We start from the raw sequence: 17,144 nt of genomic DNA on the forward strand, positions 1-17,144 counted from the left end.
TTGCTCAGACGGCTTCTCTGGGGGACGCTCGAAGGGTGACTGAGCAAACGATCCAACTCGAACTGGACGACTCGGGTCTCTCGCCGGCGTTGCCGGTGCCTTCGAACCCCCGTGATCAGGTGCAGGACGTCCCCTACCGCCCGGTGGGCTTCCGCGACGACGACCTGCCCACGGCGCTCGAACGGTGCGCGACATGGCTACGTCAGGCTCAGGAGTGGCTCGGGGAACCGGTCGATGTGCTGGCCGTCCATCTCGACTACGACGACCGCAAGGGTTCGCCGTACTACGACGTGAAACTTCTCTGCAACGAAGAGGACCTGGCCGGGGTCCCGATCGCGATGCGGAACCAGAAGGACGAGGACTAGAGAAAGTCCGTGAAGGCCTCCTTCCCCACGCTCAAGGTAGGGAAGGAGGCCTTCACGGCATGTACGGCCGCTAGGCAGTGCCAGGCACTGTCAGCCTAAGGTGCCGCCGACCTTGACGTGCCCCTTGAGCAGGTTGCGCGCGATGGTCCGGCGCTGGATCTCGTCGGTGCCCTCGTAGATCCGCAGCAGCCGCAGTTCGCGGTACCACCGCTCGACCGGCAGCTCCCGCGTGTAACCCATCCCGCCGTGGATCTGCAGGACGCGGTCGACGATCTCGTTCGCCTTCACGCCGCCGTACAGCTTCGCCATCGACTGCGCGTGCCGCGAGTCCAGCTTCTGGTCGACCTGCCAGGCGGCGTGCAGCACCAGCCAGCGCAGGGCCTCCAGCTCGGTGCCGGAGTCCGCGATCATCCACTGGATGGCCTGGCGCTCGGCGATCTTCTGCCCGAACGTCTCCCGCGTGTTCGCGTGCTCGATGGCCATGGAGATCAGCCGCTCGCAGGAGCCGATCGCGCGGGCGGGCAGCAGGTAGCGGCCGGCGCCGATCCACTGCATGGCCAGGTCGAAACCGTGGCCGAGCTCGCCGAGGATCTGCGTCTCCGGCACGCGGACGTCCTCGAAGACCAGCGACGCCGGGCCCCATTCACCCATGGTGTCGATGTATTCGGACTTCCAGCCGGCGTCGCGGTCGACGAGGAAGCAGGTGACACCGCCGTTCGCGCCCTTCGCGGGGTCGGTGATCGCGAAGACCATCACGAAGTCGGCCTCGTTGCCGCCGGTGATGAACGTCTTCTCGCCGTTGATGACCCAGTCGGTGCCGTCCTTGCGGGCGGAGGTCCGGATGGCCTTGGCGTCCGAGCCGGCGCCCGGCTCCGTGATCGCGAAGCACGACTTGCGTTCGCCCGAGATCGTCGGGAGCAGGTAGCGCTCCTTCTGCTCGTCGTTGGCGTAGTAGAGGATGTTGTCCGCGGCGCCGCCGAAGCGGAACGGCACGAACGTGCGGCCGAGTTCGGCCTCCAGCAGCGCGGTCATCACCGCAGACAGGCCCATGCCGCCGTACTCCTCGGGCGTCTGCACCCCCCAGAAGCCGGATTCCTTGGCCTTCAGCTGCAGTTCGCGCAGCTCGTCGGCGGTCAGGCCGGGCTGACCGGCGCGTTCGCGGCGCAGCACCTCCTGCTCACGCGGCATGAGGTCGCGCTGGACGAACGTGCGGACCCAGTCGCGCACCTCGCGTTCCTCGACGCTCAGAGAGAAATCCATGGTCAGCCCGCTCCTGTTCGACAGTGACTAAGCGCTCGCTTAGCTCAAGCGTACCGCTTCGATTGCCGTTCGCCGAGGAGTTGTCATAAGTTTTCGCGACCTGTCCCCATCTCGTCGAAGGGCACCAATGAGCACGGAAGCACCCGCAGCGAAGCGTGACCGCACCCATTACCTCTACATCGCCGTCATCGCGGCGGTGGCGCTCGGCATCGCGGTCGGCATCCTGTTCCCCGAGTTCGGCAAGGAACTGAAGCCGCTCGGGACCGGGTTCGTGAACCTGATCAAGATGATGATCTCGCCGATCATCTTCTGCACGATCGCGCTCGGCGTCGGCTCGGTGGCGAAGGCCGCGAAGGTCGGCCGCGTCGGCGGGCTCGCGCTCGGGTACTTCCTGGTCATGTCGACGGTCGCGCTGGTCATCGGCCTGGTCGTCGGCAACCTCCTCCAGCCGGGCACCGGACTGCACCTGACCCCCGAGATCGCCGAAAAGGGACAGGGCCAGATCGCCAAGAGCGAGGGCACCGTCGACTTCCTGCTCGGGATCATCCCGAAGACGCTGGTCTCGGCGTTCACCGAAGGCGAGGTGCTGCAGACGCTGCTGGTCGCGCTGCTCGCCGGGTTCGCGCTGCAGAAACTGGGCACGAAGGGCGAGCCGATCCGCCGCGGCATCGAGCACATCCAGCGGCTCGTGTTCCGGATCCTGGCGATGATCATGTGGGCTGCCCCGGTCGGCGCGTTCGGCGCGATCGCCGCGGTCGTCGGCGAGACCGGCTGGAAGGCGCTGCAGAGTCTCGCGGTGATCATGCTCGGCTTCTACATCACCTGCGCGTTGTTCGTGTTCGTGGTGCTCGGGCTGATCCTCGGCCTGCTCGCCAGGGTCAACATCTTCAAGCTGCTGAAGTACCTCGGCCGCGAGTTCCTGCTGATCCTGTCGACGTCGTCGTCGGAGTCGGCGCTGCCGCGGCTGATCGCGAAGATGGAGCACGCGGGCGTCTCCAAACCGGTCGTCGGAATCACCGTGCCAACCGGGTACTCGTTCAACCTCGACGGCACCGCCATCTACCTGACGATGGCGTCCATCTTCATCGCGGACGCACTCGACAAACCACTGACCATCGGCGAGCAGATCTCCTTGCTGGTGTTCATGATCATCGCGTCGAAGGGCGCGGCAGGGGTCACCGGCGCGGGGCTCGCGACGCTGGCGGGCGGGCTGTCCTCGCACCGGCCGGAGCTGGTGGACGGCGTCGGGTTCATCGTCGGCATCGACCGGTTCATGTCCGAGGCCCGCGCGCTGACGAACTTCGCGGGCAACGCCGTCGCGACCGTGCTGATCGGCACTTGGACCAACGAGATCGACCGCGAGCAGCTGGATCGGACCCTGAACGGCCGATCACCGTTCGACGAGGCGACGCTGCTCGACGAACACCCGAGTGATCCGGTGCGGGATCAGGTAAAAAGGGAGACGTGATCGAATGTGCGGTCCGCTGGTCCCCGCCCCTGCCCGCCGAACCCCGGTTCCTGGCCCTGCTCGACGAGCTGGAGCAGGGCCGGTACGGAAACTACCGCCAGGACATCGACAAACGCCGGTTCCTGACCGGCAGGGTCCTGGCCAAGACGGTCGCCGCCGAGCGGCTCGGCATGGCCGTCGAGGACGTGAGCTTCGACGCGACCTGTGACGACTGCGGCAAACCGCACGGACGGCCCCGGATCCCCGGCGCGCCGCTGATGCTGTCGATCTCGCATTCCGGCGACCTCATCGGCGTCGCGGCCACCGCGGGGACGCCGGTCGGCCTCGACGTCGAGACGGCCACCAGGCGGGCCGAGGACTCGCTCATGGAGTACGCGCTGACCCCCACGGAGCTGGCCGCGATCTCCGGGCTGTCCGACGACGAGCGCACGACGGCGTTCTTCACCTACTGGACGCGCAAGGAAGCCGTCATGAAGGCCACCGGGAAGGGCCTCAAGATCCCGCTGCAGAGCATCACGTTCTCCGGCCACGGCGAGCAGGCGCGGCTGGTGCGGTCGAGCCACCAGGCCCTCGACCCGGACCGGACCCGCCTCGCGGACCTGAAGGCTGCCGAGGGCTACCGGGCCGCCGTCGCGCTGCTGACCTCGGACGACATCGCGGTAACCGAAGACTTCGCGCCCCTCTGACTCCACGCGTTTCGTCCTCTGAATGCGGTAGTTGCGCGTGCAAGTACCGCATTCAGAGGACGAAACGCGTCAGATCTCCAGGCCCATGGCGGCCAGCAGGGTGCGGAACTTCGCTGAGGTCTCGTCGAGCTCGCTCCGGGGGTCGGAGGCGGGCACGATGCCGCCGCCGGCGTACAGCCGCATGGAGGTGTCGGCGATTTCCGCGCACCGGATCCCGACGGCCCATTCGCCGTCCCCCGCCGCGTCGACCCAGCCGACGGCACCCGCGTAGTACTCGCGATCGAACGGCTCCAGCTCCTGGACCAGTGAGCGCGCGGCCCCGGTCGGCGTGCCGCAGACCGCGGGGGTCGGATGCAGCGCGGCGGCGAGGTCCAGCGCGGTGACGTCCTCGTCGATCAGCTCGCCGGTGACGGTGGTCGAGAGGTGCCAGATCGCCGGGGTCGAGACGAGCTCCGGGCCGCGGACGTCGAGGGTGCGGCAGAACGGCCGCAGGGTCTCGACGACGGACTCCACCACGACGGCGTGTTCGACGTGGTCCTTTTCGGACGCCAGCAGCGCCTCACCGTTCGCCTTGTCGATCGCCGGGTCCGCGGACCGGGGCATCGACCCGGCATGCGGCCGGGACACCACGGCGCCGCCGGTGCGGGAGAGCAGGAGTTCGGGAGTGGCGCCGACCAGCGTGCGGCCGCCGGGCAGCTGCGCGGCGTAGGTGGTGTGCCGGGGGTTCCCGTTCGCCAGGTTCCGGACGACCTCGGCGACCGGGACGGCCTCCTCGAAGTCGAGGTCGAGCGCTCGGGCGAGGACGACTTTGCGCAGGTCACGGTCGCTCAGCGCGGAGACGGCCGCGCGGACGGCGGCCAGATGCGCCTCGGGTTCGGGCACGGGAGAGACCTTGACCGGCCGGGGAAGCGCGGTGCGCGGCGGGACGGTCGCGTGGTCGGAAGACGCGCGATGGATCGCACGGGGCAAGACCAGATGCCCCGGCATCGAGGTGGTGTCGAACGGCAGCACACCGACCGCGATCGACGCGCCCGAGTCGGTGAACAGCCCGGGGAGCACCCGGGACAGCCGCGACGGCTCGGTCTCGGTCGCGGTGGCCACGGACCCGCTCGCGAGGAGCGCGTGCCGTGCCGTGGCCAGGAGGAAGTCGCCCCGCTCGTAGCGGGCGGCCAGGTCTGCCGGGGTCGCCGGTGCGGTACTGGTCGTCACCCCACCAGCGTCCCAGGCTCCGGCTGAGACCAGGGGAAAGTGTTGCCCGGGCAACAGCCTCTCAGGCAACACCTTCCCCCGGACAGCCCGTGACCTGGGCGGAAGCGTTACTTCAGCGCCTCGAGAAGGGCCTCGCGCTGCCGCTCGCCCAGGCCGGCGGCACGCCGGTCCGGGTCGATCCCGGCCTGCTCCAGCAGGGCGGCGACCTTGACCGCGCCCAGGCCGGGCACGGCCTTCAGCAGCTGCGTGACCTTCGTCTTGCCGATGGTCTTGTTCTCCTTGGCCTGCTTGAGCACCTTGTCGATGCTCTCCTTGCCGGACTTGATCGACGCAAGCAGCTCGGAGCGCGCTTTGCGAGCCTCAGCCGCCTTGGCGAGGGCATCGGCGCGCTGCTCCGGAGTCAACGTGGGCAGAGCCAACGTAGTAGTCCTTTCATCTCAGGTCTCCGCTTTCGCGGCCGACGGCCTTTAAACCATGCTTGCAAGAGCAAGCGCTGGCCAGCCGTCTCTGTACCACGGCTCCAGTAAACGCCACCCGTTCCTCGGCCGTGAAACCGACACGCACTTATTACCCCTCGACCACGCCGCGGGCAACCCGCCCCAGCCTGCGGAAACACGCCGTTCGAGCGGCGATTCGCCCGCGTTCATCACCCTTATGAGCGATGTCATCACTTCGCACAGTCGGCCATTTTTCGTTTCATGGCACGAAAAATACGAATTATTGAGGATCTTGGCCCGAACCGGCGAACACCCGTTAGCGCGACACTGTGACCGAACGGTTGCCTGCGATGTTACTGACCGGTTCACCCCTCCCGGATTAGAGTCGGCGCAACCCCAGTTCACCGGAGAACGAGCACCACGGGAGTACGCGATGTTGAGCACGATGCAGGACGGGCAGCTGTCACTGGGCAGGCTGCTCCGCCACGGCACCACGGTGCACTCCGAGAGCGAAGTCATCACCTGGACCGGTTCAGAAGCCCGCCGCGAGACCTATGGCGAGCTCGGCAAACACGCCGCGAAGCTCGCGAACGCGCTCCGGAGCCTCGGTGTCACCGGCGACCAGCGCGTCGGCACCTTCATGTGGAACAACGCGGAGCACATGGCCGCCTATCTGGCCATCCCGGCCATGGGCGCGGTGCTGCACACGCTGAACATCCGGCTGTTCCCGGAACAGCTCGTCTTCGTCGCCAACCACGCCGAGGACCAGGTCGTCATCGTCGACGGCACGCTCGTCCCGCTGCTGGCCAAGCAGCTGCCCGAGCTGAAGACCGTGCGTCACGTCATCGTGGCCAACGGCGATGCCTCCACCCTCCAGGCGCCGGACGGCGTCCAGGTGCACTCCTACGCCGAGTTGCTGGCCGGCCAGCCGGACACCTTCGACTGGCCCGAGGTGGACGAGCGTTCGGCCGCCGCGATGTGTTACACGTCGGGCACCACGGGTGACCCGAAGGGCGTCGCGTACTCCCAACGGTCGATCTGGCTGCACTCCATGCAGGTCACGATGTCCGACAGCATGCGGCTGGCCCAGCACGACAAGGCCCTCGCGATCGTCCCGATGTTCCACGCGATGGCGTGGGGCATGCCGTACGCGGCGATGATGGTCGGCGCCTCGTTGCTGATGCCGGATCGCTTCCTCCAGCCCGCGCCCATCGCCCAGATGCTCGAGGCCGAGAAGCCGACCTTCGCCGGCGCCGTCCCGACGATCTGGCAGGGCCTGCTCTCCCACCTCGACGCGAACCCGCAGGACATCTCGCATCTGCGCGAGGTCGTCGTCGGCGGATCGGCGGCACCGCCGTCGCTGATGCACGCGTTCGAGGACCGCTACGGCGTGCCGATCCTGCACGCCTGGGGCATGACCGAGACGTCGCCGCTGGGCAGCGTGGCGCGTCCGCCCGCCGCCGCGACCGGCGAGAAGGCGTGGGACTACCGCTACACCCAGGGCCGGTTCCCGGCGTCCGTCAGCGCCAGGCTGATCGGCGACAACGGCGAGGAACTGCCGTGGGACAACGAAAGCGTCGGCGAGCTCGAAGTGCAGGGCCCGTGGATCGCGGCGTCGTACTACAGCGGCACGAGCGGTGACGAGCCCGACCCGGAGAAGTTCCACGACGGCTGGCTGCGCACCGGAGACGTCGGCAAGATCAGCCCGGACGGCTATCTCACGCTGACCGACCGCGCGAAGGACGTCATCAAGTCCGGCGGCGAGTGGATCTCCTCGGTGGATCTGGAGAACCAGGTGATGGCGCATCCCGCGGTGGCCGAGGCGGCCGTGGTCGGTATCCCCGACGAGAAGTGGGACGAGCGCCCGCTGGTCGCCGTCGTGCTCAAGGAGGGCCAGAGCGCCACGGCCGAGGAACTGCGCGAGTTCTTGTCCGACAAGGTCGCGAAGTGGCAGCTCCCGGAGAATTGGACCTTTGTGGACGAAGTCCCGAAGACCAGTGTCGGCAAGTTCGACAAGAAGCGGCTGCGGGCGTTCCACTCCGAAGGAAAACTCGACGTCAGTCAGCTCTAACGGGTTAATCTCCCGCGCGCCTGCCCTTCCGTGAAGGCCATCTTGAGGGACGCTGGTCCCTGAAGATGGCCTTTACCGCGTTCGGCGAAGGGTTTTGTCGGTGCGTAAGACAAACAGGCGAACGTTCCTGGCGCTCGCGGGGACGACCGTGCTCTCCGCCTGCGGATCCAACACCGTCCAAACGGGAAACCCGCCGCCGTCGACGGCCTACTCCGCCGGCGTGACCAGGCCCAAACCGAAACCGGTGGACCTCGCGCAGTGGTACCACCCGTATCCCGAGGCCGGCGTCCAGGAGGCCGTCACGCGCTACGCGGCCGTGTACCAGAAGTCCAAGGTCGCGGTGCAGTGGAATCCCGACGACTACGAGACGAAACTGAACGCCGCGCTGCAGGCGGGCCCGGTCCCCGACATCTTCGAAGGCCAGGTCACCGTCGACCGCGTCCGGCAGAACCTCCTCGTCCCACTGGACGACGTGATCGGGCCCGTGCGCGGGGATTTCAACCCCTCGGTGCTGGCGGCGCAGACGGTCGACGGCAAGGTCTACGGGATCCCACAGGCACTCGACGCCCAGGTCCTCTTCTACCGCAAGAGTTTCCTGCAGGAGGCCGGGGTCCAGCCGCCGCAGACGCTGGACGAACTCGTCGACGCGGCGAAGAAACTGTCCAAGGACGGCGTCAAAGGATTGTTCGCCGGCAACGACGCGGGCGCGGCGGTGCTCGCCGGGCCTCTGCTGTGGTCGGCCGGGCTCGACTACGTCAAGGACGGGAAATCCGTCGGCTTCGACGATCCGCGTGCCGCCACGGTGTTCGCGAAACTCCACGAACTCAACGGTTCGCTGCTTCTGGGCGCTTCGACGGACTGGGCGGATCCGCTCCCGTTCATCGACGGGCTCACGGCCATGCAGTGGACCTGGCTGTGGAACCTGCCGAAGATCCAGGACACGGTGAAGGACGACTTCGGTGTCTTGGCCTTCCCTCGGCTCGACGCGGCGGGCGCGCCGTCCGTCCCGGTCAGCGGGTTGAGCGCGATGGTGCATTCCAAGAGCCTGAACCCCAACGCCGCCAAGGACTTCGTCAGATGGCTGTGGCTGGAGCGCACCGACTTCCAGCAGGAGTTCGCCACCAGGTTCGGGTTCCATCTGCCCGCACGGCTGAGTGTGCTCGACAAGGTCGCCGCGGCGGCCGACGCCGCGAAGCTGGTCAAGGAGAACGGCCGTGCCGCCGGTCCACTGTGGACTCCGGTGGCGAACACCGCGCTCGTCGACGCGCTGGGCCGGATCGCCCGCGACGGCGCCGACCCGGTCGCCGAGACCAAGACCGCCGTCGAGGCCGTCAAAGCCGAACTGGGTCGCCTGTCCGCGTGAGCCGCCGCGAACGCACGTAAGCGACGATCAGCACGATCGACAGGATCACCGCGCCGCCATCGGTGATCAGGGAGGGGAGCACACCCGGCCAGCCGTGTTCGGCGATCGCCGCCCGGTGCACTTCGAACGGCACGACGTACACGCCGAACGCCTGTGCGACGTTGACCGCGAGCACCGGCCAGAACAGCCACCGCCAGCGGAACCAAACCAGCAGGCCGAGCGCGTTTCCGACGATGAAACGATCGAGCACAGCACCGCGACCAGGCGGATCTTCGCTGTCCAGCGCATCACTTCCCGTTCTCTATCAGTGATAGAGAACACTGAGGCCGCCGTCGAACTGCTGGACCTCGTCGCCGAGGCGATCTGCGCCGACGCCTTCGAGATCGACAGCGACCTGCCGTGGCGTGAACAGCTCGCGAGCGGGCTTCGCCAGTTCCGCGCCCTGCTGCTGCGTCACCGGGACACGGCCGCACTGCTGCGCGAGCGGCCACCTACCGGGCCACACCGGCTTGGCCATATCGAGACGACCGCGCGGATCCTGCTGGACGCGGGCTTTCGGAAGAAGACACCGCGGGGATCTCGCGACTGCTCACGGCACACGTGCTGACTTCGGTGGAGACCCTCCCCGCGCGGAAGCCGGACGAGGCGTTTCTCGATCGTTTGGCGGCCTATCCCCATGTGAGCAGGCTCGGCCCGGCTTTCGCGACGCAAAGCGGCGAAGACCTGTTCGAGCTGGGCGTCGAGGTGATCCTGGACGGGCTCGAAGCTCGGCTCCAGTGGGTCGTGAGTGGCGATTCGTGTTCTAACCCGAATCGCCACTCACGACCCGCTGGACCGAACTCCTCAACCGCCGACGCTCACCTTTAGTCCCCGGAGACACCCCAGATCGCCAGCTCGACGGCGACGTCGTTCTCGTACAGCAGCGCGCAGTTCGCGCTCCAGCGCGGGCGGCGCTCGTACGGCAGCCGTCCCGCCTTGTCGAGTTCGTCGAAGTCGGCGACGGACGGCTCCTCGGTACCGAAGGCCGCCACGAGTTCGGCGTCGGTCAGGGGCCGGATCGTGCCGAAGTCGTCCTCACCCGTGGCGCTGATGAACTCGTGGACGTCCAGCACGGAATGGGTCCCGGACTCCTGGACGCTCTCCACCTCGTACAGCTCGTCGATCGAGTCCGGGCGGCCGAGTTCGTCCTCCTCCCAGAGGTAGTCGCCCTCCTCGAAGACGCGTGCCTTCATCGCGTCCAGCGCCGCTTCCGGATCGCCGTCGAACCGGCCGCGGACCGACCAAGCCGAAGCACCCACCTGGCCACCTCCCACGCTCGCCAAGCGGCCAGCGTAACCAGCCTGCTTGGCTTCTTTGGCATTCCGCCAAACGTGACAAATTTTCGCATTACCCTTTTCTGACGTTCACCTCACGGCTAACGTCTTCCGGCATCGTCCTTCCGCGACATCCATCCGCGACGACTGGGGGCACCGCCATGTCCGTCATCTCGAGGCGCACCTTCACCGCGGCCGGCGCCGCCGGCGTCGGCCTGTTGCTGTGCACGCCCACCGCCAACGCGCTCGACCGGGCACTGGCGCGCACCACGACCCGCGCGGTGCGCACCGCGGGCACCACGCTCGAAGCCGCGGCGGCCCCGCGGACCAGCGGACCGGGCTACACGCGGCTGACCGCGGGCCCCGGCTGGCCGCTCGTGGTCCGAGGCGACCTGGCCGCGCCGAAGTCCGGCCGCGACGATCGTCGCCGCGCGATGGCCTCCTTCGCGCAGTTCACCGACCTGCACTTCACCGACGCCGAAAGCCCGGCGCGGTTCGAGTACCTCCACCCGTTCGTCGGCTCGGCGCACCGGCCGCAGGAAACCCTCGGCCCCGTCGCGACGACAGCGCTGGTCGAGCGGGTGAACAGCCTGAAGGCGGGGCCGTTCACCGGACGGCCGATCGACTTCATGGTCACCACCGGTGACAACACCGACAACCACGAACTCATCGAGCTCGAATGGTTCCTCAAGGTGCTCAACGGCGGCACCGTGAACCCGACCTCGGGCGACCCGAACGTGCACGAAGGCGTCCAGACGTCCGGGTCCTCGCACTACTGGAACCCCGGCGAGACGCTGGACGACGCGTACACGAAGAAGGGTTTCCCCCAGCTGCCCGGCCTGCTCGACGCGGCCTCGAACACCTTCACCTCGCCCGGTCTCGACGTCCCGTGGTTCTGCACCTTCGGCAACCACGACGACAGCATCGTCGGCACGGTGCCGGACCTGCCGGGGATGGACGCCTGGTACACCGGCCGCTTCAAGGTGATCGGCAAGGACGAGACGACGTCGCGGAAGCTCGCCAAGGCGATCGGGTCCGGCTCCGGCGTCCCGGTCACGGAGCTGTTCGGCGGCTCGGGCACGATCCGCGAGGTCACCCCGGACGAGCGACGGCGGCCCTTCAGCACCGCGGAGTTCGTGCGGCACCACCTCGACTCCGCCAACACCGGACCCGGCCCGGTCGGCCACGGGTTCAGCGAGAACAACGCCGACGGGCGGAACGTGTACTACACCTTCCGCATCGCGCCGGGGATCACCGGCATCAGCCTCGACACCACGACGATGGCCGGGCTGGCCGACGGATCGATCGGGCTCGGGCAGTTCACCTGGGTGGAGAACACGCTCAAGCGCAACAGCTCGACGTACTACGACTTCTTCGGGCGCAAGGTCACGCAGAACGTGACGGACGAGCTGTTCATCCTGTTCAGCCACCACACCAGCGGCACCATGGGCAACGTGCTGCCGGACGCGCGCCACCCGCTGGAGCTCCGGCTCAACGGCGACACGTTCGTCTCGCTGCTGCACCGGTTCCCGAACGTGCTCGCGTGGGTGAACGGGCACACGCACCACAACAAGATCACCCCGCACGCCGGCAAAACCGCGAAGCAGGGCTTCTGGGAGATCAACACCGCTTCGCACATCGACTTCCCGCAGCACGCGCGGATCATCGAGGTCGCCGACAACGCCGACGGCACATTGTCGCTGTTCACGACCCTGATCGAGGCAGAGGCCCCATACGAGGCTCCGTACTCGGACACCTCGACGCAAGCGCTTGCGTCACTGTACCGGGAGTTCTCGTACAACGACATCCACGCCTCGCTTTCCGCCGTCGGTACCGCCCAAGACCAGAACACCGAACTCCTCCTGCCGAACCCGCTCGCCTGAGTTCCGCCTTCGATCACGCGAGTTACGCCTTCAATCACGCGAGCACGTGCTTGGAGGCGGAACTCGTGCGATCGGGGGTAACTGTTTACATACCTCGCGCGACCGGCGAAAATCCCTTCCCTACTGGGTGGACACGAGGGACGGAGCGGGGATGCGCATACGAGGGCTGGTCACGCTGCTGACGATCGCGACGATGACCGCGGTGACGGCACAGACGGCGGAGGCCGGACCCGGCCGCCCGCACGACGAGTCGATCGACTACCACGAATGGTCCGGTCACCACGGTTTCCGTGACGGCAGGCTCGAAGGGCTCGGCCTCGACCACGGCGCGCTGCGCATCGACCGCCCGATCGGCACGGTCGAGCACACCGAACCCACGCTCGGCACCACGAAGACCTACGAATACGGCCAGTGGACGTCGAGGAGTCACACGCAGGGCTTCGACGCCTCGCAGCTGGTCGCCTCGTGGAACGCGAAGACGCCCGCGAAGACATGGATCAAGGTCGAGGCGAAGGGCCGCACCGCCACGGGCACGGAGACGTCCTGGTACGTCATGGGCCGGTGGGCCAGCGGGGACGCCGACATCAAACGCACCAGCGTCGACGGCCAGAGCGACGCCAACGCCGCGGTCGACATCGACACGCTGGTCATGAAGGCCGGTGTCGCGCTCCGCTCGTACCAGCTGCGGGTCAGCCTGTACCGCGAGGCCGGCTCCCGCGCCACGCCGTCGGTGACGTCAGTCGGCGCGATGACGTCGCTCGTCCCGGACCGCTTCGAGGTCAAGGCCACGAAACCGGGCCGCGCCACCGGCATCGAGCTCAAGGTGCCCACGTACGCGCAGAACCTCCACAAAGGACAGTTCCCGGAGTACGGCGGGGGTGGCGAGAACTGGTGCAGCCCCACGTCCACCGAGATGGTCGCCGAGTACTGGGGCAAACGGCCCAAGCCCGAGGACATGAAGTGGATCCCGGAGGGTTACGTCGATCCGACCGTCGCGTACGCCGCCCGCTACACGTTCGACTACGCCTACGACGGAACAGGCAACTGGCCGTTCAACACCGCGTACGCCGCTTCACTCGGACTGCGGGGGCACATCACCCGTTTGCACTCCTTGAACGAACTCGAGAACTACATCGCGCGCGGCATCCCGGTGATCACGTCGCAGTCGTTCAAGGCCGAGGAACTCGACGGCGCGGGCTACGGCACCGCCGGGCACATCATGGTCGTCGTCGGCTTCACGAAGGACGGTGACGTGATCGCGAACGACCCGGCCGCCAACAGCAACGACCGGGTCCGAAATGTCTACAAACGACACCAGTTCGAGACGATCTGGCAACGCACCAAGCGGTACAACACGAATGGCGGCGTTTCCAGTGGTCCCGGCGGCGTCGCTTACATCATTACGCCCGGGCACTAAATCGATTCTGCGCGCGCGGCGCGTCCGTTGAGGGCGGCGGCGGGGCATGGATGGAGGTTCCCCACCCGAGCGGATGTCGCGATCCCGGTCGTCTTCGTGGCAAGCTGCGAAGTCAATGACTCGGAGGTGGGCATGCCGTACGAGGTCCCAGGCGTCGTTTCCCGCGCCAAGGGTGAACCGGTCTCGCTGGAGTCCGTGACGGTGCCCGGCCCCGGGCCCGGCGAGGCCGTCGTCTCGGTCAAGGCGTGCGGCGTCTGCCATACCGACCTGCACTACCGCGAGGGCGGGATCAACGACGAGTTCCCGTTCCTGCTCGGCCACGAGGCCGCGGGCTTCGTGGAGGCCGTCGGCGACGGCGTCACCGGCCTCGAACCGGGCGACTACGTGATCCTGAACTGGCGCGCGGTCTGCGGCACCTGCCGGGCCTGCCGCCGGGGCAAGCCCTGGTACTGCTTCTCGACGTTCAACGCCGCCCAGCCGATGACGCTGGCCGACGGCACCGCATTGTCGCCCGCGCTCGGCGTCGGCGCGTTCATCGAGAAGACGTTGGTCCACAGTGGACAATGTACGAAGGTCGACCCCGCCGCCGAACCGGCCGTCGCCGGGCTGCTCGGCTGCGGGGTGATGGCCGGTCTCGGCGCGGCGCTGAACACCGGCGCGGTGAGCCGCGGCGATTCCGTCGCGGTCATCGGCTGCGGCGGCGTCGGTGACGCCGCGATCGCCGGGGCGGACCTGGCCGGCGCGAAGACCATCGTCGCCGTCGACACCGACGACCGGAAACTCGCCTGGGCCAAGGACTTCGGCGCCACGCACACGCTGAACAGCAAGGGGCTGAGCGAAGAGCAGGTCGTCGAGGCGATCCGGGAGTTCACCGATTCGTTCGGCGCGGACGTCGTGATCGACGCGGTCGGCAGGCCCGAAACGTGGCGGCAGGCGTTCTACGGCCGCGATCTGGCGGGCACGGTCGTGCTCGTCGGCGTCCCGACCCCGGACATGCGGCTGGACGTGGCACTGATCGACTTCTTCTCGCGCGGTGGCTCGCTCAAGTCGTCGTGGTACGGCGATTGCCTGCCCTCACGCGACTTCCCGATGCTGATCGACCTCTATCTCCAGGGCAGGCTGCCGCTCGACAAGTTCGTCACCGAGCGGATCGCCCTCGACGGCGTCGAGCAGGCCTTCGAGCGCATGCACCGCGGCGACGTCCTCCGCAGCGTGGTGACGTGGTGAAGCTCTTCACCGACGCCGACTTCCCGGCCGATCCGTATCCGGGAGCGCGGCCGGGGCATTCGTTCGTCCACTTCGACGGCGCCGGGCACAGCCTCGACACCGCGCCGGAGGGCTGGCGCGAACGCCAGGCCGTGCTCGCCTACGGTTCGAACGCGTGCCCGTCAAAGATCACCTGGCTGCGGGAGAACATGGGCCTGACCGGCCCGGTCGTCGTCTGCCACGCGCGCTGCACCGACCTCGCCGCGGTCTGGGCGTCCGGTCTGCGGTTCCGGGACGGGCAACGGCCCGCGACGCTCGCCGCCGCGCCGGGCGTCGTCGAGGAGCACGCCGTCTGGTTCGCGACGCCCGGCCAGCTGGCCGTGCTCGACAAATGCGAGGGCAAAGGACAGCGCTACAACCTGGTGCGGCTGACGGCCCCGGCCATCACCCTCGACGACGGCACCGTGCTCGACGACGTCGTGGCGTACGTCGGCGCCGCGGACATCCGCCTGCCGATCCTGGTGGACGGCAGGCATATCCGCGTCGCCGACCTCGAACAGCGCCGCGCCGCCGCACTGCAAGGCATCCCCGCCGAAACGCACGGTCTGGACTGCACGCTGGTCGAGGCCGGGACGCTGGTCAGCGGATCTGGTGGTGAACCCGCGTCCGCGATCGACGTCGTCAGGGCGAGACTTGATCGTCCAGCTCACGAAGGTGCCGAAGGCGCCCTGCCACCGCGATAGCGGAGCCTTCGGCCGGGCGGGTTCACGCGTCGAGTCACTTTCCGAAAGAGTCTCTCAGCTCCGCCGACAGGCTCAGAGAAGCTTCCCGGGATTGAGGATCCCGGTCGGGTCGACGGCTTTCTTCGCCGCTCGCAACACTTCGACGCCGATCTCGCCGATCTCCGCCGCCAGATGGCGCGCGTGGTCGACGCCGACGGCGTGGTGATGCGAGATCGTGCCGATCCCGGTGATCGCCTCCGACGCCGCCGCCTTCGCCCGCTGCCATTGGCCGACCGGGTCGGCCTCGTCACGGGCGGTGAGCACGGTGAAGTACAGCGACGCGCCCGTTTCGTACGCGTGCGAAACGTGGCACATGATGATGGCGTTGCCGAGCGTGGCGGTGAGCGCGGCACGGACGGCGTCGCGCAGGTCGCTCAGTTCCGTCCAGTACGCGGCGGTTTCGAGGGTTTCGACGCAGACACCGTTGTCCATCAAGGCGTCCCGTTGCCGAGGTCCGGAGAACCGGCCGCGACGCCAGGATTCACCGAGCGCGGCCCCGATGCGGACGGCGTCGAACTCCTCCAGCACGTGGGTGGTCTCCTGACGACGCCGGGCGACCGCGCGCTTCGACGCGCCTTCCCAGCCGACGATCAGCAGGCAGGGCGCGTGCACTCCCCGCGCCTTGAGGTACCGGCGCAGCGCCTTGGTCTTCAAGCTGTCGTTGAGCGCCAGGGAAACCTCGCTCTCGTCCACATCGGACAGTCGTGTGACGTCCGCGAGCACGTGCCGCTGGGCGAGTTCGCGGACCGCCGCGGTGCCCTTCTCCCAGCCGTCGAGGACATAGCCCTCGTAGCGCCGCACCTCCGGCACCGGGCGGACCCGGAGGGCGACCTCGGTGATCACGCCGAGCGCGCCTTCGCTGCCGATGGCCAGATGCCGCAGGTCGGGTCCCGCGGCCGACGCCGGCGCGACGCCGAGTTTCCATTCCCCGCGCGGAGTCGCGAGCCGGACACTCGAAACCATGTCCTCGAACCGGCCGTAACCCGACGAAGCCTGCCCGGCGGACCGGGTCGCGGCGAATCCGCCGATGGTGGCGCGTTCGTAGGACTGGGGAACGTGCCCGAGGGTGAAACCGTGCGCGGCGAGCAGCCGGTCCGCCTCCGGGCCGGTGACGCCCGCTTGCAGGACCGCGATCCGGGAGACCGGGTCGACGGAGACCAGTTCGCCGAGCCTGGTGAGGTCGAGCGCGATCACCGCGCTCTTGTCCCCGCGCAGCGCCGCGACCCCGCCGACCACCGACGTCCCGCCGCCGAACGGGACGACGCCGACGTCGTGCCGTGCGCAGATTTCCAGTACCGACTGGACTTCGGCGGGATTCTCCGGCAGGACGACGGCGTCCGGCACCGGAAAATCACCGAACCCGCGCCGCCGCACCAGGTCCAGATAGGACAGACCGCTCGCCCGCGCGAGCCGTTCCCCCGGCGCCAGCAGGACTTGGTCGGCACCGACGAGTTCCTCGAGGTCTCGTTTCGGCTGTTCGCCCAGCACCGAATCGGGAACGGACAGCGCCGAATCGGGCGCGAGGGGCGCCGCGGAGCCCAGCGGACCGATACGCTGGACGAGCCACCGCAAGGCCTTCGCCGGAAGGTGGGCCGCGTCACCGCCTTCGGGCGTCCAGGATCGTCTTAACCGGTGGTCAATAAGCTCCGTCACGACTACAGTGTTACATATGGACGTAAAACGT

The 17,144-nt window shown here is 68.1% G+C and carries 15 protein-coding genes and 1 pseudogene; 10 read left to right on the plus strand and 6 right to left on the minus strand.

What is annotated here, in order from left to right; genetic code table 11:
* The first annotated feature begins 35 nt into the window (after positions 1-35).
* The gene (locus AC069H_RS37140; RefSeq protein WP_016337451.1) at positions 36-365 is read left to right on the plus strand and encodes a hypothetical protein; all 330 of its coding nucleotides are present in this window, start codon (positions 36-38) and stop codon (positions 363-365) included.
* Positions 366-455: 90 nt separating this feature from the next.
* Here the strand turns inward: AC069H_RS37140 and AC069H_RS37145 are convergent, their stop codons facing one another.
* The gene (locus AC069H_RS37145) at positions 456-1,625 is read right to left on the minus strand and encodes an acyl-CoA dehydrogenase family protein (protein ID WP_478235443.1); all 1,170 of its coding nucleotides are present in this window, start codon (positions 1,623-1,625) and stop codon (positions 456-458) included.
* Between the two features lie 127 nt (positions 1,626-1,752).
* Between AC069H_RS37145 and AC069H_RS37150 the strand changes: the two genes are divergently transcribed.
* Together AC069H_RS37150 and AC069H_RS37155 are read left to right on the plus strand one after the other, a co-directional pair.
* Complete coding sequence (locus AC069H_RS37150) at positions 1,753-3,093, plus strand: cation:dicarboxylate symporter family transporter (RefSeq protein ID WP_478235444.1); 1,341 nt, start codon at positions 1,753-1,755, stop codon at positions 3,091-3,093.
* Positions 3,090-3,779 carry a 4'-phosphopantetheinyl transferase family protein gene (locus tag AC069H_RS37155; RefSeq protein ID WP_478235445.1) on the plus strand — a complete coding sequence of 230 codons (690 nt, stop codon included), beginning with the start codon at positions 3,090-3,092 and terminating at the stop codon, positions 3,777-3,779. The genes AC069H_RS37150 and AC069H_RS37155 overlap by 4 nt, the downstream gene beginning before the upstream one ends.
* Before the next feature lie 69 nt (positions 3,780-3,848).
* On the opposite strand, the gene AC069H_RS37160 is transcribed toward AC069H_RS37155, so the two are convergent.
* Both AC069H_RS37160 and mihF read right to left on the minus strand, forming a co-directional pair.
* The gene (locus AC069H_RS37160; RefSeq protein ID WP_478235446.1) at positions 3,849-4,988 is read right to left on the minus strand and encodes an isochorismate synthase; all 1,140 of its coding nucleotides are present in this window, start codon (positions 4,986-4,988) and stop codon (positions 3,849-3,851) included.
* 107 nt (positions 4,989-5,095) lie between these two features.
* Positions 5,096-5,407 (minus strand): integration host factor, actinobacterial type, encoded by a 312-nt coding sequence (gene mihF, locus AC069H_RS37165; protein WP_005155963.1) that lies wholly within the window; start codon positions 5,405-5,407, stop codon positions 5,096-5,098.
* Between the two features lie 451 nt (positions 5,408-5,858).
* Between mihF and AC069H_RS37170 the strand changes: the two genes are divergently transcribed.
* Both AC069H_RS37170 and AC069H_RS37175 read left to right on the plus strand, forming a co-directional pair.
* Positions 5,859-7,496 (plus strand): long-chain fatty acid--CoA ligase, encoded by a 1,638-nt coding sequence (locus tag AC069H_RS37170; protein WP_478235447.1) that lies wholly within the window; start codon positions 5,859-5,861, stop codon positions 7,494-7,496.
* 100 nt (positions 7,497-7,596) lie between these two features.
* On the plus strand, positions 7,597-8,859 hold the full coding sequence (locus tag AC069H_RS37175; protein ID WP_478235448.1) for an ABC transporter substrate-binding protein: 1,263 nt from the start codon (positions 7,597-7,599) through the stop codon (positions 8,857-8,859).
* Here the strand turns inward: AC069H_RS37175 and AC069H_RS37180 are convergent.
* Positions 8,828-9,109 carry a hypothetical protein gene (locus AC069H_RS37180; protein WP_478235449.1) on the minus strand — a complete coding sequence of 94 codons (282 nt, stop codon included), beginning with the start codon at positions 9,107-9,109 and terminating at the stop codon, positions 8,828-8,830. The genes AC069H_RS37175 and AC069H_RS37180 overlap by 32 nt on opposite strands.
* A 57-nt stretch (positions 9,110-9,166) precedes the next feature.
* Here AC069H_RS37180 and AC069H_RS37185 point away from each other — a divergent pair.
* Positions 9,167-9,726, plus strand: a pseudogene (locus tag AC069H_RS37185) (TetR/AcrR family transcriptional regulator C-terminal domain-containing protein).
* Here the strand turns inward: AC069H_RS37185 and AC069H_RS37190 are convergent.
* A complete protein-coding gene (locus tag AC069H_RS37190; RefSeq protein WP_233621852.1) occupies positions 9,723-10,172 on the minus strand; it encodes a hypothetical protein in 450 nt (149 codons plus the stop codon). The pseudogene AC069H_RS37185 and the gene AC069H_RS37190 sit on opposite strands and share 4 nt — an antisense overlap.
* 161 nt (positions 10,173-10,333) lie before the next feature.
* Between AC069H_RS37190 and AC069H_RS37195 the strand changes: the two genes are divergently transcribed.
* The 4 genes from AC069H_RS37195 to AC069H_RS37210 all read left to right on the plus strand — a co-directional run bounded on the left by AC069H_RS37195 (position 10,334) and on the right by AC069H_RS37210 (position 15,421).
* Positions 10,334-12,055, plus strand: a complete 1,722-nt coding sequence (locus AC069H_RS37195) for a TIGR03767 family metallophosphoesterase (protein WP_478235450.1) — start codon at positions 10,334-10,336, stop codon at positions 12,053-12,055.
* Between the two features lie 151 nt (positions 12,056-12,206).
* Positions 12,207-13,472, plus strand: coding sequence for a peptidase C39 family protein (locus AC069H_RS37200; protein WP_478235451.1), 1,266 nt, complete (start codon positions 12,207-12,209; stop codon positions 13,470-13,472).
* Between the two features lie 132 nt (positions 13,473-13,604).
* Positions 13,605-14,699: an S-(hydroxymethyl)mycothiol dehydrogenase gene (locus AC069H_RS37205; protein ID WP_478235452.1), complete on the plus strand. Its 1,095-nt coding sequence runs from the start codon at positions 13,605-13,607 to the stop codon at positions 14,697-14,699.
* Positions 14,693-15,421: a gamma-glutamylcyclotransferase gene (locus AC069H_RS37210; protein ID WP_478225340.1), complete on the plus strand. Its 729-nt coding sequence runs from the start codon at positions 14,693-14,695 to the stop codon at positions 15,419-15,421. Before AC069H_RS37205 ends, AC069H_RS37210 begins: the two co-directional genes overlap by 7 nt.
* Positions 15,422-15,493: 72 nt before the next feature.
* Here the strand turns inward: AC069H_RS37210 and AC069H_RS37215 are convergent, their stop codons facing one another.
* Positions 15,494-17,113 carry an FAD-binding oxidoreductase gene (locus AC069H_RS37215; protein ID WP_478235453.1) on the minus strand — a complete coding sequence of 540 codons (1,620 nt, stop codon included), beginning with the start codon at positions 17,111-17,113 and terminating at the stop codon, positions 15,494-15,496.
* Between the last annotated feature and the right edge of the window lie 31 nt (positions 17,114-17,144).

Source organism: Amycolatopsis sp. NPDC043887 (assembly GCF_056435665.1).